This window comes from Paraburkholderia sp. UYCP14C, assembly GCF_004197395.1.
Classification (GTDB): Bacteria; Pseudomonadota; Gammaproteobacteria; order Burkholderiales; family Burkholderiaceae; genus Paraburkholderia.
The window spans coordinates 60,991-82,864 of sequence record NZ_SELS01000001.1 but is presented as its reverse complement, the minus strand read 5'-3'; the positions used below and the strand labels follow the sequence as shown (position 1 = coordinate 82,864).

General features: G+C 64.7%; 19 protein-coding genes. 12 read left to right on the top strand and 7 right to left on the bottom strand.

Features of this window, described 5'->3' with window-relative positions:
* The first annotated feature begins 12 nt into the window (after positions 1-12).
* Positions 13-756 (top strand): SDR family NAD(P)-dependent oxidoreductase, encoded by a 744-nt coding sequence (locus tag EVC45_RS00335; protein WP_129956056.1) that lies wholly within the window; start codon positions 13-15, stop codon positions 754-756.
* Positions 757-778: 22 nt separating this feature from the next.
* Here the strand turns inward: EVC45_RS00335 and EVC45_RS00330 are convergent, their stop codons facing one another.
* Positions 779-1,435, bottom strand: a complete 657-nt coding sequence (locus EVC45_RS00330; RefSeq protein ID WP_129956055.1) for a response regulator transcription factor — start codon at positions 1,433-1,435, stop codon at positions 779-781.
* Positions 1,436-1,586: 151 nt separating this feature from the next.
* Between EVC45_RS00330 and hpaC the strand changes: the two genes are divergently transcribed.
* Positions 1,587-2,123 carry a 4-hydroxyphenylacetate 3-monooxygenase, reductase component gene (hpaC, locus tag EVC45_RS00325; RefSeq protein WP_129956054.1) on the top strand — a complete coding sequence of 179 codons (537 nt, stop codon included), beginning with the start codon at positions 1,587-1,589 and terminating at the stop codon, positions 2,121-2,123.
* 119 nt (positions 2,124-2,242) lie between these two features.
* Here hpaC and EVC45_RS00320 read toward each other — a convergent pair whose 3' ends face one another.
* From EVC45_RS00320 to EVC45_RS00315, 3 genes are all read right to left on the bottom strand, one after another.
* Positions 2,243-3,889 carry an NRAMP family divalent metal transporter gene (locus EVC45_RS00320; protein ID WP_129956053.1) on the bottom strand — a complete coding sequence of 549 codons (1,647 nt, stop codon included), beginning with the start codon at positions 3,887-3,889 and terminating at the stop codon, positions 2,243-2,245.
* Between the two features lie 46 nt (positions 3,890-3,935).
* Positions 3,936-4,076: a hypothetical protein gene (locus tag EVC45_RS45440; RefSeq protein WP_168991373.1), complete on the bottom strand. Its 141-nt coding sequence runs from the start codon at positions 4,074-4,076 to the stop codon at positions 3,936-3,938.
* Between the two features lie 694 nt (positions 4,077-4,770).
* Positions 4,771-5,151, bottom strand: coding sequence for a BON domain-containing protein (locus tag EVC45_RS00315; protein ID WP_129956052.1), 381 nt, complete (start codon positions 5,149-5,151; stop codon positions 4,771-4,773).
* Between the two features lie 327 nt (positions 5,152-5,478).
* On the opposite strand from EVC45_RS00315, the gene EVC45_RS00310 reads away from it, so the two are divergent.
* Complete coding sequence (locus EVC45_RS00310; protein ID WP_129956051.1) at positions 5,479-6,000, top strand: MarR family winged helix-turn-helix transcriptional regulator; 522 nt, start codon at positions 5,479-5,481, stop codon at positions 5,998-6,000.
* A gap of 544 nt (positions 6,001-6,544) precedes the next feature.
* On the opposite strand, the gene EVC45_RS00305 is transcribed toward EVC45_RS00310, so the two are convergent.
* Positions 6,545-7,303: an SDR family oxidoreductase gene (locus EVC45_RS00305; protein WP_129956050.1), complete on the bottom strand. Its 759-nt coding sequence runs from the start codon at positions 7,301-7,303 to the stop codon at positions 6,545-6,547.
* Positions 7,304-7,356: 53 nt separating this feature from the next.
* A complete protein-coding gene (locus EVC45_RS00300; RefSeq protein ID WP_129956049.1) occupies positions 7,357-8,319 on the bottom strand; it encodes a GlxA family transcriptional regulator in 963 nt (320 codons plus the stop codon).
* A gap of 257 nt (positions 8,320-8,576) precedes the next feature.
* Between EVC45_RS00300 and EVC45_RS00295 the strand changes: the two genes are divergently transcribed.
* The 5 genes from EVC45_RS00295 to EVC45_RS00275 all read left to right on the top strand — a co-directional run bounded on the left by EVC45_RS00295 (position 8,577) and on the right by EVC45_RS00275 (position 13,968).
* Complete coding sequence (locus EVC45_RS00295) at positions 8,577-9,218, top strand: HD domain-containing protein (protein ID WP_129956048.1); 642 nt, start codon at positions 8,577-8,579, stop codon at positions 9,216-9,218.
* 90 nt (positions 9,219-9,308) lie between these two features.
* Entirely contained in the window at positions 9,309-10,298 is a 990-nt protein-coding gene (locus EVC45_RS00290; RefSeq protein ID WP_129956047.1) for a LysR family transcriptional regulator, read from the top strand.
* Between the two features lie 104 nt (positions 10,299-10,402).
* Positions 10,403-11,596: a CaiB/BaiF CoA-transferase family protein gene (locus tag EVC45_RS00285; RefSeq protein ID WP_129956046.1), complete on the top strand. Its 1,194-nt coding sequence runs from the start codon at positions 10,403-10,405 to the stop codon at positions 11,594-11,596.
* A complete protein-coding gene (locus EVC45_RS00280) occupies positions 11,593-12,558 on the top strand; it encodes a hydroxymethylglutaryl-CoA lyase (RefSeq protein WP_129956045.1) in 966 nt (321 codons plus the stop codon). Before EVC45_RS00285 ends, EVC45_RS00280 begins: the two co-directional genes overlap by 4 nt.
* Positions 12,559-12,636: 78 nt before the next feature.
* The gene (locus tag EVC45_RS00275; RefSeq protein WP_129956044.1) at positions 12,637-13,968 is read left to right on the top strand and encodes an MFS transporter; all 1,332 of its coding nucleotides are present in this window, start codon (positions 12,637-12,639) and stop codon (positions 13,966-13,968) included.
* 392 nt (positions 13,969-14,360) lie between these two features.
* Here EVC45_RS00275 and EVC45_RS00270 read toward each other — a convergent pair whose 3' ends face one another.
* Positions 14,361-15,092, bottom strand: a complete 732-nt coding sequence (locus tag EVC45_RS00270) for a GntR family transcriptional regulator (protein WP_129956043.1) — start codon at positions 15,090-15,092, stop codon at positions 14,361-14,363.
* A 171-nt stretch (positions 15,093-15,263) separates the two neighbouring features.
* Between EVC45_RS00270 and EVC45_RS00265 the strand changes: the two genes are divergently transcribed.
* The 4 genes from EVC45_RS00265 (at position 15,264) to EVC45_RS00250 (ending at position 21,851) form a co-directional block, all read left to right on the top strand.
* Positions 15,264-16,484 carry an alanine--glyoxylate aminotransferase family protein gene (locus EVC45_RS00265; protein ID WP_129956042.1) on the top strand — a complete coding sequence of 407 codons (1,221 nt, stop codon included), beginning with the start codon at positions 15,264-15,266 and terminating at the stop codon, positions 16,482-16,484.
* A gap of 246 nt (positions 16,485-16,730) precedes the next feature.
* A complete protein-coding gene (locus EVC45_RS00260; protein WP_129956041.1) occupies positions 16,731-18,017 on the top strand; it encodes an MFS transporter in 1,287 nt (428 codons plus the stop codon).
* A 3-nt stretch (positions 18,018-18,020) separates the two neighbouring features.
* Positions 18,021-18,770, top strand: a complete 750-nt coding sequence (locus tag EVC45_RS00255; RefSeq protein WP_129956040.1) for a 2-keto-4-pentenoate hydratase — start codon at positions 18,021-18,023, stop codon at positions 18,768-18,770.
* A 48-nt stretch (positions 18,771-18,818) separates the two neighbouring features.
* Positions 18,819-21,851 (top strand): FAD-binding and (Fe-S)-binding domain-containing protein, encoded by a 3,033-nt coding sequence (locus EVC45_RS00250; RefSeq protein WP_129956039.1) that lies wholly within the window; start codon positions 18,819-18,821, stop codon positions 21,849-21,851.
* The last annotated feature ends 23 nt before the right edge of the window (positions 21,852-21,874 follow it).

Here is a 21,874-nt window from a genome sequence, read left to right as displayed (position 1 = left end):
GGAGTCAGCAACATGTCGAACAGAATCGCGCTCGTGACGGGCGCCGCGCGCGGACTGGGTGAAGTGCTCGCGCGTCGTTTTCACGAGGCAGGTTACAAGGTCGCACTGGCCGATATCGCGATCGAACCCGCGCAAGCGCTAGCGCATGAACTGAGCAGCGACGGTTCGAGCGCCTGCGCGATCCGGCTCGACGTCACGCGCAAGGCGGATTTCGAAGCGGCGCGCGACGCGCTGCTCGAACGCTGGGGCGCGGTAGATGCGCTCGTCAACAATGCGGGCGCCTCGAAGGTCGTGCCCGTGATGGACATCACCGCCGAGCAGTTCGATCAGGTCATCAACGTGAATCTGCGCAGCGTGCTGTTCGGCTGCCAGGTATTCGGCCAGTACTTCGCGCAGCGCGGCGTGGGCCGCATCGTCAATATCGCATCGCTGGCGGGGCAGAACGGCGGCTCGGCCACGGGCGCGCATTATGCGGCCGCGAAGGGCGGCGTGTTGACGCTGACCAAGGTCTTCGCGCGCGATCTCGCCGCGCGCGGCGTGACGGTCAACGCGATCTCGCCCGGGCCGCTCGATTTGCCGATCGTTCACGAAAGCGTGCCGGCGGACAAACTGGCGAAGGTGATCGAAGGGATACCCGTCGGAAAGCTGGGAGCGGCATCGTATGTCGCCGATGTCGCAGTGATGCTCGCTTCCGGCGACGCCTATTTCGCCAACGGCGCGTGCTGGGACGTCAACGGAGGCCTGTACATGCGCTGATGCGTGTGCAAAGGCGGCTGCGTCATTCCGTGCGCTCGTCCGGTGAGCCCCACACTTCGAGCACGCCGCGCACGAGCGTCGGAATCGACGAAGCCCCGAGCTTCTCCTTGATGCTCGCGCGATGTACGTCGACGGTTTTCACGCTGATCGACAGGTCCGAGGCAATCACCTTGCTCGGTTTGCCCTCGATCAAACCGTGCAGCACTTCCTTCTCGCGCGACGTGAGCGAGTTGATCCGCTCGCGCAGTTCGAGCTGGCGCATGTGTTTCGCGTGACGCTGCGACGCGAGTTTCATCGCGCGTTGGATGCGTTCGAGCATCTGCTGCGAGTTGTACGGCTTCTCGACGAAGTCGATCGCGCCGTGCTGCAACGCGCGCACCGACATCGGGATATCGCCGTGGCCGCTGACGAAAATGATCGGCAAGGTGGCGCCGCGACGGTTCAGCTCTTCCTGCACGTCGAAGCCGCTGACCTCCGGCATGCGGACGTCGAGCACGAGACAGCCAGGCACGTTGAGGTCGAAGGCGCGCAGGAAATCCGCCGCACTGACGAAGCCCTGCGACTGGATGCCGACCGATTCGAGCAGCCACGCGAGCGACGTGCGCATGCCGTTGTCGTCGTCGACGATATAGACGATGGGGGCGGCATCGGTGACGGGAGGGCGGTCGCTTCGCGGCATTGGAATGGGCAGACGCGTGCGCGGAAATGGCACGCGGGAATGATCGTCAGAGGGCTTTCATCATAGCTGGCCGAAAAGCGGCCGCAAAGCACTCGCTAACACTTCCGGTTCATCTTCCGACGACCGGCAACCGAACACAGGAGACTTCAACATGTCGAGCCAAGCAATCCAGGCTGATGCCGGGATCGATGAAAACCGCCAGCAGTTCAGGCAGGCGATGGCGCACCTCGGCGCCGCGGTCAACGTGATCACCACGGCCGGTCCGCACGGCTGCTGCGGCATCACGGCGAGCGCGGTGTGCTCGGTCACCGATGCGCCGCCGACGCTGCTGATCTGCCTGAACCGGTCGAGCGCGATGCACGCGGTGTTCGTCGGAAACCGCGATGTGTGTATCAACGTGCTGCCGGCGAGCCTCGAAAGTATCGCGCGTCACTTTGCGGGCATGACCAGTCTTTCGATGGAGGACCGCTTCAAGCTGCCTGTGTGGGATCAGGGTGAAAACGACGTGCCGGTGCTGCGCGGCGCGCTCGCGAGCTTGCAGGGGAAGATCGTGGAAGCGAAGGAGGTCGGCTCGCACTCGGTCATGTTCGTGGAGACCACGCGGATTCGCGTGCGTGCCGACGGCGACAGTCTGATTTACTTCGACCGCAATTTTCACCGGGTGCCGCGGGCGTGGAAAGGGCAATGAGTGATTCGAAGCGCTGCCGGTCCGCTTAGGCCTCGGCAGCGCTTGTCTGGTCGCTCCGGACACGGCTCCCGAAAAACCTCACCATTGTCCGGACCTCCTGGAACTCCTCACCTTTCGCACTACTTCAGCAATGCCATCTGCACGACCTTGACGATCACGAGTGCGATCGCGAGCAGCAGATAGCCGCGCAGCACGCCCATCCAAAGGCGTTTGGCGAGCGTCAGACGCGGCGGCGGCAGTTCGTCGAGCGGCGGCATGCGCCAATTGTTGCGCGCATCTTTCGCATAGACCGGAGCCGGCTCGGTCGCGGACTCGCCCCGCAGTTTGCGAATCCCGATGCTCGCCGTATACCCGACGACGGCGAGCAACGTGCCGCCCGCAAGGACTTCGATGATCGTGTCCGCCGCGATGTCCGGATAGATCACCGACGCGGTCAGGATGATCGACAGCATCACGAGCACCCAGATCACCGCGCCGGTAAACAGATTGAGCTTCTTCGAGTTGGCCCATGGCCCGAGCACCGCGCGGTCGTTGCACAGCAGCAGCAGGAACACGGTCGCGCTTGGCAGCAATACGCCGGCAAGCGTCTGCACCGCTTCGGTCAACAGGCCGAGCGGGCTGCCAGGAATCAGCACCAAAGCCGCGGCTGCCCCGACGATCGCGAAGTACACGAGATAGAAGCCCTTCGCATCCGACACGCCACGGTGCAGCGAATGGCGGATCTTGAACACATCGCCGATCGCATAGGCGGTCGATAGCGACACGGCTGCCGCGCCGATCACGCAAGCATCGAACAGCGCGATCGCAAACAGCACCGCGGGGGTACGTCCCGCGTATTTCTCTAGACCCGCAATCACACCGCCTGCGTCCGCGAAGTTGCCGAACTCGGGCCGGCCGTCGAACAGCGCCGCGCTGAACGAGATCATCGCGACGGCGCCGATCAGCACGAACACGATGCCGATCCACAGGTCGGCCTTTTCGTAGTTCATGAAGCGCGGCGTGATGCGCTTGTCGACCACATAGCTCTGCTGGAAGAACAACTGCCAGGGCGCCACCGTCGTGCCGACGATGCCGATCACGAGCAGCATCACGTCGGACAGCTTCGAATGCGCGGGCCAGTTCGGAATGAAGAAGTCGCGCGCGATCTGGCCGACCGGAGGATGAATCGACACGAGCACCGGCACGAGCAGCAGGCTCAACACGCACAGCACGACCGCGAAGCGTTCGAAGCGGCGGAAGTCGCCGGTGCTGACGGCGGCCATCGTCAGCGCCGCGGCGATGCACACGCCGGCAATCTTCGAGACGCCGAAGAAGTCGAGCACGAACGTGATGCCGATGAATTCCGTCACGATGGTCAGCGCGTTCAGCAGGAACAGATCGACGACGCTGAACGCGCCCCAGAACTTGCCGAAGCGCTCGAAGATGAGCCGTGCGTGGCCGACGCCCGTCACCGCGCCGAGCCGCAACACCATCTCCTGATTGACGAACAGCACCGGCACCAGCAACAGCATGGTCCACAGCAACGTGGTGCCGTAGTTCTGGCCGGCCTGCGTGTAGGTGCCGAATGCGCCCGCGTCGTTGTCGCCGACCATCACGATCAGCCCGGGGCCGAGGATCGCGAGCAGCGTGCGCACGCGCGCCCACCAGCTGGTGCGCGGCGCGATGTCATGGTGAGCGATCGTGCCGAGCGCGCCCTTGATATCGCCAACGTGTGCCGAATCGAGCACGGCGGTGCGTGCCGTGGAAATGTTCGTCGGAGTAGACATGTCGTTCTCTCCTGGTTGTATTTGTCGAAGGTCGGATCGCGAAACGCTATGCCACGCGCGACATCACGCGCCGGCAGAAGGCGATGAACGGACGCGATTCGCGAGGTTGCAGCACGAGCAGCGCGTCGTAAAAGGCGCGCGATTCCTGCACGCGCGGGAACTTCGAAAGAAGGAGGCCGAATTGCATGAGGGATCTCCGTGCGCCGGTTTCGGCGCGCTGGTGGAAAGCCAGCAGACACGGAGGCCGCGTATGTCCGGGCGCGGCGGTGGAGGTCTACTCGCTTTCCTCAGTTAATAGAACGGGGAAGCGGCATAAGGGATAACTGTCACTGTCAGGCATGGCGGCTCCTTGTCGGTATGTAGCAGGCACTGCGTACGCTCGCTCCACACGTGTTTATCCACGCGTTCGCGCGCATTGCGTTGAACTGACTGCGTTGACCGACAACGCGCGCGCAAACGCGACCGCGGGCGCGAGGCTCGCGATGCGATGCCGTATCAGCGTAGGGACGCGTTTGAACGCGGCGTTCCTGTCATGCGGATACGACGTTATGTAAGGTGCACGGGAAAAGACTGCGGCGCGCACCGTCTGCCTGCTGGCAAGACGGCGGCTGATGAAGAGAGCGCGGACGTCCTGCCGGTCAGGCAGCGAATCTGTTCGAAATTCGGCTACTGCAGGTGTCCAAGGCGTGAGCCCCATTGATGATGATTTTTTGATTCTAGAGGTCGCCTTCCGCCGAGGTCAACCTGTTTCTTAAGCAGAGCAGAAATTATGTACGGGGCGCAACGCTGCGCACTCTGAATGACGTGGGGAGCAAGACCGATATAGGGGGAAGGTCGAACAGGCGGCATCGATCCGTCTGACCGATGCCGCCACGCCGCGCTCACTGATTGGCGCGCCGTCGCACGGTCAGCCGGTTATGCACGCTTCTGACGCCGCGAACCGATCGCGCGGCGTTGCCGGCTCGCGCGATTTGCGATTGCTGGGGCACCGTGCCGCTCAGCGTAACGACGCCGTGGCGCGAGTCGACACGGATATTCGCCGAATTGAGGTTCGTCGTGCGCGTGAAAGCACGGCGGACGTCGCGGACGATCGCGCTGTCGGACCGGTTGTTGTTCCGGTTCGAAGCCGCTGGGGCCGCCTGGCTTTGCATCGACGCGTCGGTCGGCATCTCGCGCGTTTGTGCGTTCGCATAGGTCGCGCAAGTCGCGATTGCCACCGCGAACACTGCGCTGAGGATTCTGCTCGCGCCGTTTGTATTCATTCTTTCTCCTTTGCCGGATTGTCAGGAACTGCCGTTCGAGCTGCGTGATGCCAGCGGGGAAGAGGCGGCGCAACGCGCTGCCGCCTCGCGACGAGTAATCGACCGTCGGCTCCGATTATATTCTGCGGCGCACGTGTCGATACCGGTAGGTGAGAAGATTCGGGAGCGGCCGAGGTGAGGATATGCGCACCTGTGCGCGCACTTCGAAACTGAAGGTGAGGGAATTCGGGGGTCGCCTGGACGGTGCGACAAGTTGCCAATGGTTTCCTAGGAAACTAATATCGCATTCTCTCCGTTGCTTCCTTTTCTGAAGGTTCGCTCACGTCGATGCAAGGTTCCCGTCAAAAGCGCAGTGCGGTCGGGCCGTCTCGCAGGAAGCCGGCGCGGGCTGCGCGCACAAGCCCCGTCAGCGATGTCGAAGCGCACGTCGGTTACTGGTTGCGCCTCGTGTCGAATCACGTGTCGCACGGGTTCCAGACGAAGATGGAAGCACATGGTGTCACGGTTTCTGAGTGGGTGCTGTTGCGCGAGATCTACGCGTCGGGGCCCACGTCGGCAACCGCGCTCGCCGCGCGCACGGGCATCAGCAAGGGCGCGGTGTCCAGGCTGCTGGCGCGGATCGAGGCGAAAGGGCTGCTCGAACGCGAGACGGTCGACGAAGACCGCCGCAATCATCTGATCGCGTTAAGCGATGCCGCACGGGCGCTCGTCCCTGAACTGGCACAACTGGGCGATCAGAACGACGACGAGTTTTTCGGCCATCTGCCCGCGCAGGTTAGAACGGCGATCGTCGACGTGATGAAGAACGTCGTCGCGGTGCATGGGCTGAAAAACGCATCGATTGAATGAGCGCAGCGCTTACGTCGCGCGAAAGGTGAGGACTTTCGGGAGTCGCGCGCGAGCGATCCTTTTGCAACTAACCGGCCGCGCCCAGGCACGGAACAAACCGGGCGCCAACAGGCACGCCGCATTGCGCGAATTGTCGCCTGTTAGGCAAAGGTGAGGATATGCGGGAGCTGGAGGTGCTGTATTGGCCGGTTGCGCGCATTGTCGACGTGCAAAACGCGCTTCATGCGGTCGCCGATCAGCGCATCCGCCGCGGTGGCCGTGTGCCCATTGCGCAACATAAGTCGTTGAATGTCCAGGCGATCTGCCACTTGTGCAGCCGGTGTCGATGAAGCGAACCGGCCACTTCCAACCAAAGGTGAGCGTTTTCGGGACCAGTGTGCGAGAGCGGCAAAGCACGCGCCGGAGTACGCCCTTTTCCCATCCTTTCACCCCAAAGGTGAGGCTTTTCGGGAGCGAAAGCACGGCTACCTGACGCCGATTCACCACCGCTCCGTGACAAAGGTGAGGCTTTTCGGGAGCGGCAGAAACCGCCGGCGATCACCCGTCAAGCCGATTTCGCGATGTCGCGAATGTCCGCGACCGGCGTCTGGCCGAACGCATCGCTGAGCGCGTAGTCGATCAGCTGCGCCGCGCATTGCTCGGGCGTCGTCAGTTGGCCGTTGCGCTTCAGGTCTTCGAAGCGCGCGCGCATCGGGAATTGCTCTTCGCCGCTGCCGCGAATTTGCGCCTGCATGTCCGTATCGATCACGCCCGGTGCGAGGCTGCAGATGCGCAGCGCGCGATTCGCGTCGAGCGCGACGGCGCGCGCGTGATGATCGAGCGCGGCCTTGGTCGCGCAATAGATGCTCCAGCCCGGATATGCGTTGCGTGCCGCGCCGCTGGAAATGTGCACGATGCGCCGGTCCGTAGCGTCGACGGCCGCGGCGGCGAGTGCGCTCGCGAGCATCAGCGGCGTCGCGACGTTCAGGCTCACTGCGTCGCCGACATCAGCCGCGTTTTGTCCTTCGATGGGCCCGATCGGCTCCACCATGCCCGCGTTGTTGATCAGCAGCACCGTCTGCGCGCCGCGCACGAAGTTGCTCAGTGTGTCGGTGGCGATCCATTGCGCGACGCGCGCGGGCTCGGCCAGCGGCAACTCGACCTCTTCGAGCTGCGCGGCAAAGCGCGCCTTCAGCGCGGCATGCCGCGAGCGCGACAGACCCAGCACCGTGACGTTGCGCGCGAGCAGTTGTTCGGCGAGCGCCGCGCCCAGGCCGCGCGTATGGCCGGTGACGATCGCGCGAATCGGAGAAGAGGAGGTCATGTCGTTCCTTGTGATCATTGACGTGCAGAGTCGCCGATTTTCTCACGCCGTATTCACGCCTGGCGAAAGCGCTCGCGATACTGCATCGGCGTCACGCCAAGCCGCTTCGTAAACACGATGCGCATGCGGTCGGCGGTGCCGAAGCCGCAATCGTAGGCGATCGTCTTCAGCGCCGCGGCGCTGCTTTCGAGCAGCTTGCGCGCCGCATCCACGCGCGCGCGTTCGACGAATTCATGCGGCGTCACGCCGGTTTCCTGCACGAACACGCGCGCGAAGTTACGCGCGCTCATGCCCGCGACGTCGGCGAGCTCCTTGACGGTGAAGCTGTCGTGGATGCGCGCCATCACGTGCGCCTGCACTTTCGCGGCGGCCGAGGTGTCGTCGGCGGGCGCGGTCAGATAGGGGCTGAATTGCGACTGGCCGCCTTGCCGCTGCGCGAACACGACGAGCCGCTTGGCGACCGCGAGCGCGGTATGCGGGCCGTGATCCTTGGCCACCAGTGCGAGCGACAGATCGATGCCGGCCGTCACGCCCGCCGACGTGACGAGCGGCCCGTCGCGCAGATAGATGCGATCGAAGTCGACCCGCGCGCGCGGAAACTGCGCGGCGAGCTGCCCCGCGTGCTGCCAGTGCGTCGTCACCTGGCGCCCATCGAGCAGGCCCGCGTGACCGAGCGCGAATGCGCCGGTGCAGATCGAACCGTAGCGGGCGCAATGTGTCGCGACGTTAGCGAGCCAGTCGAGCAGGCGCGCGTCGGGCACTTCGTCGTGCGGCAGCGCCGGGCCGCCGGCCACGAGCGCGAGATCGAACGGTTCGCGCACCTGCTCGAAGGTGGCGTCCGCCACCAGCGTCATGCCGTTCGACGCGCGCAGCGGCGCCGGGTCCGCGGCCAGCAGCTTGACCTCGTAGTGCTGCGCGGGCGTGACGAAGCGGTTCGCTTCGGAGAACACGTCGACGGGGCCGGCGACGTCGAGTGCCTGCACACCAGGGAAGATCGCGATCGCGACGGTGGGCATCGAATGAGTTCCTTTGACGGGGAACGTGAAGGGCGCGCCGCGGCAGTCATTGCTGTGCGTTTGGCAGTGTTCAACGGCTCGCCGCGATTGTTCGCGGCGCCGCGCTGGCCAATACTGGATTGATTGGACGCGCGGTCTCCCAGGCAGGCGGCAGGCATCGACATCACGGCGCGGACCAGCATACCAAAACGCGCGTTGAAGCCGCGGCGCGCGTCCCGTTGATCACATTTACGTTCGCATACGAAGGAGTACGTCGCATGACTACGACGATCGCAGGTATCCAGATTCCCGACAGCATGATGGCGCGCGAAGCCACCGAACTGGTACGCGACACCGAAACGGAGCTTCTGTATCACCATTCGCGGCGCGTGTTTCTGTTCGGCGCGCTGGCCGGGCAGCGCAAGCAGCTGAAGTTCGACCCCGAGTTGCTGTACATCGGCGCGATGTTTCACGACATGGGGCTCGTCGCGCCGTACAGCAGCAAGCAGGAACGTTTCGAAGTGGACGGCGCGAACGCCGCGCGCGAATTTCTGCGGCGGCATCGGATCAGCGAGGACGAAATCGACCAGGTGTGGACCGCGATCGCGCTGCACACGACGCCAGGCGTTCCGCAGCATATGAAGCCGGTGATCGCGCTCGTCACCGCGGGCGTCGAAATGGACGTGCTCGGCCTCGCCTACGACGAATTCAGCGAGCAGCAGCGCGAGGAAGTCACGCATGCGCATCCGCGCGGCGCGCACTTCAAGGAGAACATCATCGATGCGTTCGCGCACGGCACGATCCACAAGCCGCACACGACGTTCGGCAACGTGAAGGCCGACGTGCTCGCGCTGAAAGACCCGCATTATCACCGTGAGAACTTCTGCACGATGATTCTGGGTTCGGCGTGGAAGTCGTGAGCGACTGATTGGTCGACTGAGCGGGCGCGGCCCCACGTTTTACGCAACTCGCGTCAAAATAGGCGCATCGCACTTCTGCGTCGCCGCGCCATGGTCATCAAAAACCTTCTCCGCAAGCTCGACCTCACCACGCTGCAACTCTTTCTCGCCGTCTTCGAAGAGGGCACGCTCACGCGTGCCGCCGAGCGCGAGGCAATCGCCGTGTCCGCCGCCAGCAAGCGGCTGGTCGAACTCGAACAGGCGGTCGGCGCGTCGCTATTCCAGCGTAACGCGCGCGGCATGACGCTGACGCCGGCCGGCGAGACGCTGCTGCATCATGCGCGCCGGGTGCTGCGCGACATCGAGAGCATCGGCATCGAACTGGCCGGCCATGCCAGCGGCGTGCTCGGCTATGTGCGGATGATGGCGAACCTGTCGGCCATCGTCGAATTCCTGCCCGAAGATCTGCGCGCGTTCCAGTCGTTGCACGAGCGCGTGAAGGTCGATCTCGAAGAGCGGCCGAGCGGCGGCGTCGTCAAGGCCATCGACGAAAGCCTCGCCGATCTCGGCATCTGCTCCGGCGATGCCGATACGCGCGAGCTGCACGTCGAGCACTACCGGCGCGATTCGCTCGTGATCGTGATGCGCGACGATCATCCGCTCGCGGTACGCACGAGCATCGCGTTCGCCGAAACGCTCGATGGCGATCACGTCGGCCTGCATTCGGCGAGCTCGATCAACGCGCGCACGCACCTCGCCGCGCGCCAGGCCGGCAAGCCGCTGCGGCTGCGCATCCACGTGCCGGGCTTCGATGCGGTCTGCCGGATGGTGCAGGCCGGCATGGGCGTCGGCGTGCTGCCGCAAAAGGTGTATCAGCTGATGGGCCGCCCGCTCGGTCTCGTCGGCATGCCGCTCGACGACGATTGGGCCGAGCGCAGCCTCGTGCTCGTCGTGCGCGACGTCGATGCGCTATCGCCGGTGAGCCGGCTGCTGTTCGATCATCTGCGCACGGTCGAGGCGCGGGAAACAGCAGACGCGCAAACCGAGCCCACTGCCTCCACCACCTCCCAGCCTTCGCGCCGAGCCCGCGGCCGCCGCTGAGCGTTCGCCGTTGGCGAACGGTCGTTGGCGAATTGCGGTTGGACGCCGCCGCCACGCCGCTCCTAAGCTGTCTACCAACACGAAACGAGTTCGGAGACAGCAACATGAGTGGACCACTGCAAGGTATTCGCGTCGTCGAGATCGGCACGCTCATCGCCGCGCCGTTCGCCGCGCGCCTGATGGCGGAGTTCGGCGCCGAGGTGATCAAGATCGAAGCGCCCGAAACCGGCGACCCCCTTCGCAAATGGCGCAAGCTGCATGAAGGCACGTCGCTGTGGTGGTATCTGCAGTCGCGCAACAAGAAGTCCGTCTGCGTGAATCTGAAATCGGCCGATGGCGTCGAGGTGGTCAAGCGCCTTGCCGCCGATGCCGACGTCGTCATCGAAAATCTGCGTCCCGGTGCGCTCGAAAAGCTCGGCCTCGGCTGGGACGTGCTGCACGCGCTCAATCCGAAACTGACGATGGTGCGCATCTCCGGCTACGGTCAGTCCGGCCCCTATCGCGACCGGCCCGGCTTCGGCGCGATCGGCGAGGCGATGGGCGGCATCCGCTACACGACCGGCGATGTGGACGGCGCACCGGCCCGCGTCGGCGTGAGTCTCGGTGACTCGCTCGCGTCGCTGCACGGCGTGATCGGCGCGCTGATGTCGCTGCTGCGCGTGAAGACAGGGCAGGGCGAAGGCCAGGTGGTCGACGTGTCGCTCGTCGAGAGCGTATTCAATCTGATGGAAAGCCTCGTGCCCGAGTACGACCTGCTCGGTCATGTGCGCGAGCGCAGCGGCGGCGCGCTGCCGGGCATCGCGCCATCGAACACCTATCGCACCGAGGACGACGGCTTTGTCGTGATTGCGGGCAACAGCGATCCGATTTTCAAGCGCCTGATGCAGCTGATCGGCCGCCCCGATCTCGCCGACGATCCCGCGCTCGCGCACAACGACGGCCGCGTCAAGCAGGTTGCGATGCTCGACCAGGCGATCACCGCGTGGACCTCGCGTCACTCGACCGAAGACGTACTGGCCGCGCTCGAACGCGCCGAAGTGCCATCGGGACGCATTTATTCGGTGGCCGACATCGTCGCCGATCCGCATTACCAGGCGCGCGACATGTTGCTGCAGGCGCAATTGCCGGGCGGCGCGTCGGTGAAGATGCCGGGCATCGTGCCGAAGCTGTCGGACACGCCGGGCGAAGTGCGCTGGCAAGGACCGACGCTCGGCGAGCACACCGGCAGCGTGCTCAGCGAGCTTGGATTCGTGAACGAAGACATCGAGCGGCTGCGCCGCGAGGGAGCCGTGCAATGAATTCCACGATCTTTTCCACGCGCGAGGGCGCGTCATTCGACCCGCTGATCGTGCAGGAAGTCGCCCCGCGCGATGGCCTGCAGATCGAGCCCACCTGGGTCGAAACCGCCGACAAGATCGCGCTGATCAATGGGCTGTCCACCTGCGGATTCACGCGTATCGAAGCGGGCTCGTTCGTGTCGCCGAAAGCGATTCCCGCGTTGCGCGACGGCGAGGCCGTGTTCCAGCGGATCGAGCGGCAACCCGGCGTGATCTACGTCGCGCTGGTGCCGAACCTGAAAGGCGCCGAGCGCGCATTGTCCGCGGGCGCCGACGAACTGAACCTCGTGATGTCCGCGAGCCAGACGCACAACCGCGCGAACATGCGCATGAGCTGCGAGTCGTCGCTCGCGGCGTTCGACGACATCGTACGTCGCGCGTTGGCCGCGGGCGTGCGGCTCAACGCGACCGTGGCGACCGCGTTCGGCTGTCCGTTCGAAGGTCGCATCGACGAAGACCGCGTGATCGGCATCGTCGACGCGTATCGCGAGATGGGCATCGAGGGCATCACGCTCGCCGATACGACCGGCATGGCGAGTCCGCGCCAGGTCGCGCGGCTCGTCGCACGCGTGCTCGCAACACTGCCGGCCGCGGCGCTCACGCTGCACTTTCACAACACGCGCGGCCTCGGTCTCGCCAACGTGCTCGCCGCATATGAAACCGGCGCGCGCCGCTTCGATGCGGCGCTCGGCGGCCTCGGCGGCTGCCCGTTCGCGCCGGGCGCCTCGGGCAACATCTGCACCGAAGACCTCGTGAACCTGTGCGACGAAATGGGCATCCCGACCGGGATCGATCTGCCGAAGCTGCTCACGCTGTCACGCGGTTTGCCCGCGTTGCTCGGCCACGACGTGCCGGGGCAACTTGCCAAAGCGGGCCGCAATTGCGACCTGCATCCGGCGCCCGACTACGTTCGGCAGATCTGAACCGTACCCCGACGAAAAACCCCTCAACCGATCAAACGACCGGACGGCGCACCGCCGAATCCGGCATTGGAGACAAGCATGAGTGACCTGGGCGTAGTGGCGGACAGTACCCGCGAACGTGGCGCTGACGATCTCGCGGCCATCGTCCGCAAAGTCGCGTGTCGGCTGATGCCGCTGATCATGATCTGCTATCTGTTCGCGTTCTTCGACCGCATCAACATCAGCTTCGCGAAGTTCCAGCTGCAAAGCGATCTGGGCTTGTCCGATACCGCGTACGGTCTCGGCGCGAGTCTGTTCGTGATCGGCTACGTGCTGTTCGAGGTGCCGAGCAATCTGTTCCTGTACAAGGTCGGCGCGCGACGCTGGATCGCGCGGATCATGATTTCCTGGGGACTCGCGACCGCGGCGATGGTGTTCGTCAACAACGAATGGCAGTTCTACGGGCTGCGCTTCGTGATCGGCGCGATGGAAGCGGGCTTCGCCCCCGGCGTGCTGTACTACCTGACGCTGTGGTTTCCGACCGAGTATCGCGGCCGCATCACGTCGATGCTGTTTCTCGCGTCGGCGTTTTCGGGGCTGGTAGGCGCGCCGCTCGCGGGGCTCGTGATCGGCCATATGGACGGCGTGCTCGGCATGCCGGGCTGGCACTGGCTGTTCCTGCTCGGCGGCTTGCCGTGCGTCGTGCTCGGTCTGCTGGTGCTGAAGCTGCTGAAGGATCGCATCGACGATGCGGGCTGGCTGTCGTCGTCGGAAAAGAGCCTGCTCGCTGGCGAGATCGCGCAGCAAAGCCGGCCTGCCGCGACCGGCCATTCGCTTCTGGGCGCGCTGAAGACGCCAGGCTTCCTGACGCTCGGGCTCGTGTACTTCCTGATTCAGATCGCGTCGTACGGTCTGAACTTCTGGGCACCGCATCTGATTCACGTGGCGGGCACGAAGAATCCGACCGTGGTCGGCCTGCTGACGGCGGTGCCTTATGTGTGCGGCGCGATCTGCATGGTGGTGGTCGGGCGTCTGTCGGACGCGAGCGGCGAGCGTCGCAAGTTCGTGTTCGGGCTGCTGTTGATGTCGGCAGTCGGCTTCTTCGCCGCGGGGTACTTCGACAAGCAGACCGCGTTACTGGTGGTCGCGCTTGCGGTGATGGGCGCGGGCGTGGTCGCCTCGATTCCGGCGTTCTGGGCGCTGCCGCCGAAGCTTCTCACCGGCGCGGGGGCCGCGGGCGGCATCGCGTTGATCAACACGCTCGGGCAGCTTGGCGGGATCGTGAGCCCGGTGATGGTGGGGCGAGTGAAAGACCTGACCGGCAGCACGACGCCGGCACTGTATGTGATCGGCGCGTTGAGCGTGGTGTGCGCGCTGATCGTGCTGTATGGCTTGCCGGAGTCGTTGCGCAGTCGTGAAACGGCGCAGTGAGATCGAGGTGGTGTGCGCGGTCGTGGGCTCGCATCGCGCGACGTGCCGCGCCGCTGCCCGCTACCGCATCCGCGAACGATAGGCCTGCCGCATCAATTACTTGGCAGGCCTGTGCGCAGGTTGTCCACAAGCTTGTTCCCAAATTATGTGGACAACTGGACTTCGAGGTCGGCGCGAGTGCTACGGCGTCCTTGCAAAGCAAGCTCGCCAGTATCACGGACTCCGTAGCGACACCCGCTGCCTACGCGTGCGCCGCGCGCGGATAGTTCTCTCGCTTCAAACACTTAAGCCCGCTGTGCGAAGGTTGTCCACAGGCTTGCCAACAATTTAGGTGGACAACTTTTGTTGGCCGGCATGGCAAGTGATGCGTGGTGCGGCACCGATCGTCCGCGTCACGTCTTCAACCCGGACCCAGCACCCACCACCTCCTCCTGCACCGGCACCTGCAAAACCGCATCCCGCTTATCCAGCAGATGCTGCCGCAGAATCGCGCTGAGCTTCTTCCCGTCGCGAGCCTCGAGCGCCTTCAGCATCTCATCGTGATCGTGAATCGCGCGGTCCCACTTCGGCGTCTGATAGTTCGAGCGAAAGCGCAGCGCCTGCAGCCGCCGGTTGACTGACACATACGTTTGCCGCAGCGCCGAATTTCTCGCCGCTTCGTTGATCTTGTCGTGGATCGCCTGGTTGCGGCTGTAGTAGCCCGCCAGATCGTTCTGCGCGCGGCACGCGAGCATCGCGTAATGCAGTGCCTTGATCTCGGCGAGTTCGGCCGCGGTGATGCGCTCGGCCGCGAGTTCGCCCGAAAACGCTTCGAGGCCGCTCATGAGTTCGAAGGTCTCGCGCACCTCGGCCTCCGACATCTTCGACACCGACGCGCCCCGATTCGGCGAAATCTCGATCAGACCTTCGGCAGCCAGCACCTTCAGCGCCTCGCGCAGCGGCGTGCGCGAAATGCCGAGCGTTTCGCACAACTCGCGCTCGTTCAGTTTCTTGCCGGGCTCCAGTACCCCCGCGACGATAAAGCGGCGAATGTGCTCCACGACCGTGTCGTGCAGGCGCTGACGCTCGACCTTCGGCATCACCGGGGCAGCGGCCATACCCGCGTCGAAATCCGAATTTTGCATACAAAAATCCTCAGCTTCACATGTTGTGGGATTTTATCGGAACCCTATCGATTAGTTAATCATCGCGCAAACGCGGGTAAACACGGACCTCGACGGCCAATTTTCGGCTTGGGAACGTCGCGCTTCGTCTGATATAGTTTTTTGCATGCAAAATTCAATTAGAGGAGCCCGATGCTGAAGCTAGATTTTCATCCTGCTGGCCGTCACTTCCTGCAGATTCCCGGCCCGAGCCCGGTGCCCGATCGCATCCTCCGCGCGATGAGCTATCCGACCATCGACCATCGCGGACCCGAATTCGGCGAACTGGGTCTCAAGGTGCTCGACGGCATCAGGAAGATCTTCAAGACGCAGCAGCCGGTCGTCATCTATCCGGCGTCCGGCACCGGCGCATGGGAAGCCGCGTTGTCCAATACGCTGAGCCCCGGCGATCACGTGCTGATGTTCGAGACTGGCCACTTCTCGACGCTGTGGAAAAAGATGGCCGAGAAGCTCGGCCTGAAGCCGGAGTTCCTGGGGCTGCCAGGCATCGAAGGCTGGCGGCGGGGCGTGCAGCCGCAGATGATCGAAGAGCGTCTGCGCGCCGACACGCAGCATGCGATCAAGGCGGTTTGCGTCGTGCACAACGAAACCTCGACCGGCGTCACGTCCGACATCGCGGCCGTGCGTCGCGCGATCGACGCCGCGGGCCATCCGGCCCTGCTGCTCGTCGATACGATCTCCGGTCTCGCCTGCGCTGATTATCGTCACGACGAATGGGGTGTCGACGTGACCGTGTCGGGTTCGCAAAAGGGCTTGATGCTGCCGCCGGGCATCAGCTTCAATGCGATCTCGCCGAAGGCGATGGCCGCGAACCAGCACGCGAAACTGCCGCGCAGCTTCTGGGACTGGTCGGAAATCGTCGAAATGAACAAGACGGGCTACTGGCCGTACACGCCGAACACGAACCTGCTGTACGGCCTCCACGAAGCGATCGAGATGATCCTCGGCGAAGGGCTCGACAACGTGTTCGCGCGTCACGAGCGGCTCGCCGAAGCGACGCGCCGCGCGGTGCGCGCGTGGGGGCTCGACATCCAGTGCGCCGATCCCGCCGTCTATAGCCCGGTGCTCACCGGTGTGATGATGCCCGACGGTGTCGACGCCGACGCGGTGCGCAAGCTGATCTACGAACGCTTCGACATGTCGCTCGGCACGGGCCTCGGCAAGATGAAAGGCCGCATGTTCCGCATCGGCCATCTCGGCGATTGCAACGATCTGATGCTGCTCGCGACATTGGCCGGCTGCGAAATGGGTCTGCGGCTTGCCGGCGTGCCGCTCAAGGAAAGCGGCATGCCGGCCGCGATGGAGTGGCTGAGCCAGGCACCGAAGGCGGCGGGGTTGAAGGCCGCGGCGTGAGTGTCGGGCGGGGTTCGTAGCGGTGACGCGCCGCGCACCATCGCGAACCCCGTCAAGCCTCGGCCAGCCAAACAGTCGGCACCAAGGAACAACCCGTAACACCAGGGAGCGCTTCCCTCATCGAGCCGCGCGCAGAACGCGGCCAGAACAACATGCAATGCGTCCACAGCGGCTCTCGCGGCCGACGGGCGACGACGCAGCGCGCCACTTCAGGCACGCCGTCGACACATGCCATGGAGAGAGACGATGAAGCGGTTTCGTTTGACCAGTGCGACCAGTATCGTTCTAGTGATGCTCTGCATCATGTACTTCATCACGTACCTCGATCGCGTGAACGTCAGCACAGCGGCCGCGGGTTTCGGCAAGGAATTCAATCTCACGCATACGCAGGTCGGCCTCGTGTTCTCGGCCTTCGCGTATCCGTATCTGCTGTTTCAGGTGATCGGCGGCTGGGTCAGCGATCGCTTCGGCGCGCGACGCACGCTGCTGTTCTGCGGCGCGATCTGGGGTCTCGCGACGGTGTTCACGGGCCTCGCGGGCGGACTCGCTTCGTTGCTCGCCGCGCGACTCGTGCTCGGCTTCGGTGAAGGCGCGACGTTCCCGGCTGCAACGTCGGCGATGTCGCGCTGGGTCGCGAAAGAAAAGCGCGGCTTCGCGCAGGGCATCACGCACGCGGCGTCGCGAGTCGGCAATGCGGTCGCGCCGGCGCTGATCGTGCTCGTGATGACCAACTGGGGCTGGCGCGAATCGTTCTATATCTGCGGCGCGCTGAGCCTGGTGTGGGTCGTGATGTGGGCGGTCACCTTCACCGAGCATCCGAAGGATCATCCGCGCATCACGCCCGAGGAACTCGCCGTGCTGCCCGCGTCGAAACCGAAAGTCACCGGCCTGCCGTGGGGCAAGCTGTTTCGCCGCATGACGCCGGTCACGATCGTCTACTTCTGCTACGGCTGGACGCTGTGGCTGTTCCTGAGCTGGATTCCGCTGTACTTCCTGCATAACCATCATTTGCAATTGCAGAAGTCGGCGATCTTCGCGTCGGTCGTGTTCTTCGCCGGCGTGATCGGCGACACGCTCGGCGGTATCGTCACCGATGCGATCTTCAAGCGCACCGGCAGCCTCAAACGCGCGCGCAGCTGGATGGTGTCGGTGTGCATGCTGTTCTGCCTGCTGTCGCTGATTCCGCTGATGTTCACGCATGACCTGACGCTGTCGATCGCCTGTCTCGCGTCGGGGTTCTTCTTCGCCGAGATGACGATCGGCCCGATGTGGGCGATTCCGATGGATATCGCGCCGGAATTCTCCGGCACCGCGAGCGGCATGATGAATACGGGCTCGGCGCTCGCCGCGATCATCTCGCCGGTGATGGGCGGCTTTCTGATCGACCACTTCGGCAACTGGGATCTGCCGTTCGTCGGCAGCATGTTGCTGATGGGCGTCGGCGTCGTGCTGGCGTTCCGCATGCAGCCGGAGAGCCGCTTCGAAGCGGGCGCGTCGGAACAGGCGCGTGTTTCCACCCGGGTGGGGGTGTAAAGCATGACTTCGTCACTGAGCCAGCTTCTTGCCGATGCGCGCCGCAATCGTGCGGTGCTCGATACGTTGCCGCCGGAGCAGCTTCCTGCCGACGCCGAAGCGGCCTACTCGATCCAGCATGAGATTCTGAGCGCGGGCGGCGCGCGAATCGGCGGCTGGAAGATCGGCGCGAAGTCGGCGAGCGGTCCGATTCAAGGCGCGCCATTGCCCGACACCGATCTGCACGCGGACGGCGCGCGCGTGTCGCGCGAAGGCTTCGCGCCGCTCGGGCTCGAACTCGAAGTCGCGTTCCGTTTCGGCCGGCGTTTCGAGCCCTCCGCGACGCCGTACGGTGAAGACGAAGTGCTTTCGGGCGTCGGCTCGATCGGTGCGACCATCGAGATCGTCGCGAGCCGCTATGCCGCGTGGCCCACTATCGACAAGCTCGCGCAGCTCGCGGACTTGCAGAATCACGGCGCGCTGATCGTCGGCGAATTCACGCGGTATCGCGAGGATTTCCCGTACGTCGCGCCGTCGCTGCGGTTCGAATTCAACGGACGCGATGTCGTTCAAGCGCCTCCCGCCAATCCGGCCGGCGATCCGCGGCGGCTGTTGACGTGGCTCGTCAATCACGCAAGTGCGCGCGGCATTGCGGTGACGCCGGAGATGGTGATCACCGCGGGGTCGTACACCGGCATGTTCTTTCCGCGCGAGGCGGGCACCGTGAGCGGGCATATCGAAGGACTCGCGCCGGTCCATCTGACGCTGTACTAGGCAATTCGAGCCGCGCGGATCAGGCGCACTCCTCACAAGGCCGACGAAATGACGAATCCCACCGCGGGCTTGCTCGTCAAGCCGATCCATCTGGTTCCCTCCGGTGCGCGCGCGACGAGCCCGCTCGCGCAGCATCTGCGCAAAGCGCTGCGCGGCGACGTGCTGTTCGATCTCGCCAGCCGTGGCCGCTACTCGACCGATGCGTCGATCTATCAGATCACGCCGGTCGGCGTGGTGGTGCCGCGCGATCAGGACGACTTGCGCATCGCGCTCGAGATCGCGCGCAGCGAGAAAGTGCCGCTGCTCGCGCGCGGCGCGGGCACGAGCCAGTGCGGGCAGACGGTCGGCGAAGCGCTGGTGGTCGATACCAGCAAGTGGCTCAACAACATCGTCGCGTTCGATGCCGACGCGCGCACCGTGACGGTCGAGCCCGGCGTCGTGCTCGATCATCTGAACGCGTGGCTGAAGCCGCACGGACTGTGGTTCCCGGTCGATGTATCGACGGCCGCGCAGTGCACGATCGGCGGCATGGCCGGCAACAACTCGTGCGGCTCGCGCTCGATCGAGTACGGCAACATGGTGCACAACGTCGACGCGATCGACGCGATTCTCGCCGACGGCAGCGAAGCGCGCTTCGCGTCGCTGCGCGAGCCGCCGCAAGGCGAGCGCCTGCAGCAGATCGTCGCGGGCGTCACGCGGATCGCGCAGCGCGAGCGTGACGAAATCGTCGCGCGCGTGCCGAAGGTGCTGCGCCGCGTCGCGGGCTACAACATCGATCTGTTCGACTGCCAGAATCCGCGCGCTTACACCGATGACGGTAGTGCGAACCTCGCGCATCTGCTGGTCGGCTCGGAAGGCACGCTCGCGTTCAGCCGGCAGATCACGCTGAAGCTCGCGCTGCTGCCCGCGCACAAGGCGCTTGGCGTGGTCAACTTTCCGACCTTCCGGCAGTCGATGGCGCTCACTCAGCACATCGTCAAGCTGAAGCCGGTCGCGGTCGAACTGGTCGATCGTACGATGATCGATCTCGCGCTGAGCAATCCCGCGTTTCGTCCGGTGATCGAGAAGGCGCTGGTCGGCGAGCCGCAGGCGATTCTGCTCGTCGAGTTCGCGGGCGAGGATCGCGACGCGCAGCTCGCGTCGCTGAAGCAGCTCAGCGAGTTGATGGGCGAGCTGGGCTTGCCCGATGCGGTCGTCGAGATGGCGGACGCGAATGCGCAAAAAGCACTGTGGGAAGTGCGCAAGGCCGGGCTGAACATCATGATGAGCATGAAGGGCGACGGCAAGCCGGTGTCCTTCATCGAAGATTGCGCGGTGCCGCTCGAACATCTGGCCGACTACACGAGCCGCCTGACCGACGTGTTTCATCGCCACGGCACCGAAGGCACGTGGTACGCGCATGCGAGCGTCGGCACGCTGCACGTGCGGCCGATTCTCGACATGCGCCGCGACGGCGCGACGAAGATGCGCGCGATCGCCGAGGAAGCGGCTGCGCTCGTGCGCGAGTACAAGGGCGCGTATTCGGGCGAGCATGGCGACGGGCTATGCCGCGGCGAATGGGTCGCGTGGCAATATGGGCCGCGCCTGAACGAGGCGTTCAGCGAGATCAAGACGCTGTTCGATCCGGACAATCGCTTCAATCCCGACAAGATCGTGCGTCCGCCGAAGATGGACGACGCGCGCAATTTCCGCTTCGCGCCGGGCTATCGCGAACAGCGCATCGAAACGGTGCTCGACTGGTCGACGTGGAACGTGAAGCGCGATCCGCTAACGGGCGAAGAAAGCGCGCCGGGCAGCGGCGACGATCTGAGCGGCGGCCTCGCGAAAGCGGTCGAGATGTGCAACAACAACGGCCACTGCCGCAAGTTCGACGCGGGCACGATGTGCCCGAGCTATCGCGTGACGAAGGACGAGCAGCATCTGACGCGTGGACGGGCCAACACGTTGCGGCTGGCGATTTCGGGGCAGCTCGGCGAAAGCGGGCTCGCGAGCGACGACGTGAAGGAAACGCTCGACCTGTGCGTATCGTGCAAGGGCTGCAAGCGCGATTGCCCGACCGGCGTCGATATGGCGAAGTTCAAGATCGAGGCGCGGGCGGCGCGTGCGAAAACGCATGGGGTGCGGCTGCGCGACAGGCTCGTCGCGTTCATGCCGCGCTACGCGGGGGCGGCGAGCCGCATGCCGGGACTGCTGGCGCTCGCTGATAACGTGCCGGTGCTGTCGGCGTGGTTCAAGCGTTCTGTCGGCTTCGCGACCGAGCGGAGTCTGCCGCGGTTCAAGAAGGCGTTTCTGGCCGAAGCGGTGTCCGCGAAGCCTGCAGTCAGCGCTACGCAGGCGTCTACTGTGAAAGAAGTCCTGTTGTTCGTCGACACCTTCAACAACCACCTCGAGCCCGACAACGCGCGTGCCGCGCAACGGGTGCTCGAAGCGGCGGGCTACACGGTCCACTTCAATGCGCGCCCGGGCGAGCGTCCCGTGTGTTGCGGCCGCACGTTTCTCGCGGCGGGTCTCATCGATCAAGCGAAAGAAGAGGCGCGGCGCATGCTCGATCTGTTCAGGCCGTTCGTCGAACGTGGCGTGCCGGTGGTGGGTCTGGAGCCATCGTGTCTGCTGTCGTTGCGCGACGAATTCCTGCAGTACGGTTTCGGCGACGAAGCGCGGCGCCTCGCGCAGCACGCGTTTCTGTTCGAGGAATTTCTCGTGCGCGAAGAAAAGGCCGGCCGTTTGCAACTCAAACTGAAACCGCTGCCGATGCAGCAGGCGCTCGTGCACGGCCACTGCCATCAGAAGGCGTTCGACGCATTCACGCCGGTGCAGACCGTGCTGAAGTGGATTCCCGAATTGAAGGTATCGACGGTCGAATCGTCGTGCTGCGGCATGGCCGGCAGCTTCGGCTATGAAGCGGAGCACTACGCGACGTCGCAGGCGATGGCCGAGTTGTCGCTGCTACCCGCGGTGCGCAAGCTCGACGCCGCCACGGTGATGGTCGCCGACGGCACCAGTTGCCGGCATCAGATTCACGATGGCGCCGGTGTCGACGCGATCCACGTCGCGCGCGTGCTGGCGATGGCGCTGCAATGATGCGGAGCTAACGGGACAGCGAG

Coding starts and splice junctions, on each gene's coding strand:
- EVC45_RS45440 (WP_168991373.1), bottom strand. CDS start 4,076: ATGCAATTCGGCCTCCTTCTTTCGAAGTTCCCGCGCGTGCAGGAATCG.
- EVC45_RS00285 (WP_129956046.1), top strand. CDS start 10,403: ATGAGTGGACCACTGCAAGGTATTCGCGTCGTCGAGATCGGCACGCTC.
- EVC45_RS00255 (WP_129956040.1), top strand. CDS start 18,021: ATGACTTCGTCACTGAGCCAGCTTCTTGCCGATGCGCGCCGCAATCGT.
- EVC45_RS00335 (WP_129956056.1), top strand. CDS start 13: ATGTCGAACAGAATCGCGCTCGTGACGGGCGCCGCGCGCGGACTGGGT.
- EVC45_RS00265 (WP_129956042.1), top strand. CDS start 15,264: ATGCTGAAGCTAGATTTTCATCCTGCTGGCCGTCACTTCCTGCAGATT.
- EVC45_RS00260 (WP_129956041.1), top strand. CDS start 16,731: ATGAAGCGGTTTCGTTTGACCAGTGCGACCAGTATCGTTCTAGTGATG.
- EVC45_RS00295 (WP_129956048.1), top strand. CDS start 8,577: ATGACTACGACGATCGCAGGTATCCAGATTCCCGACAGCATGATGGCG.
- EVC45_RS00300 (WP_129956049.1), bottom strand. CDS start 8,319: ATGCCCACCGTCGCGATCGCGATCTTCCCTGGTGTGCAGGCACTCGAC.
- EVC45_RS00315 (WP_129956052.1), bottom strand. CDS start 5,151: ATGAATACAAACGGCGCGAGCAGAATCCTCAGCGCAGTGTTCGCGGTG.
- EVC45_RS00270 (WP_129956043.1), bottom strand. CDS start 15,092: ATGCAAAATTCGGATTTCGACGCGGGTATGGCCGCTGCCCCGGTGATG.
- EVC45_RS00310 (WP_129956051.1), top strand. CDS start 5,479: ATGCAAGGTTCCCGTCAAAAGCGCAGTGCGGTCGGGCCGTCTCGCAGG.
- EVC45_RS00305 (WP_129956050.1), bottom strand. CDS start 7,303: ATGACCTCCTCTTCTCCGATTCGCGCGATCGTCACCGGCCATACGCGC.
- EVC45_RS00250 (WP_129956039.1), top strand. CDS start 18,819: ATGACGAATCCCACCGCGGGCTTGCTCGTCAAGCCGATCCATCTGGTT.
- EVC45_RS00290 (WP_129956047.1), top strand. CDS start 9,309: ATGGTCATCAAAAACCTTCTCCGCAAGCTCGACCTCACCACGCTGCAA.
- hpaC (WP_129956054.1), top strand. CDS start 1,587: ATGTCGAGCCAAGCAATCCAGGCTGATGCCGGGATCGATGAAAACCGC.
- EVC45_RS00280 (WP_129956045.1), top strand. CDS start 11,593: ATGAATTCCACGATCTTTTCCACGCGCGAGGGCGCGTCATTCGACCCG.
- EVC45_RS00330 (WP_129956055.1), bottom strand. CDS start 1,435: ATGCCGCGAAGCGACCGCCCTCCCGTCACCGATGCCGCCCCCATCGTC.
- EVC45_RS00275 (WP_129956044.1), top strand. CDS start 12,637: ATGAGTGACCTGGGCGTAGTGGCGGACAGTACCCGCGAACGTGGCGCT.
- EVC45_RS00320 (WP_129956053.1), bottom strand. CDS start 3,889: ATGTCTACTCCGACGAACATTTCCACGGCACGCACCGCCGTGCTCGAT.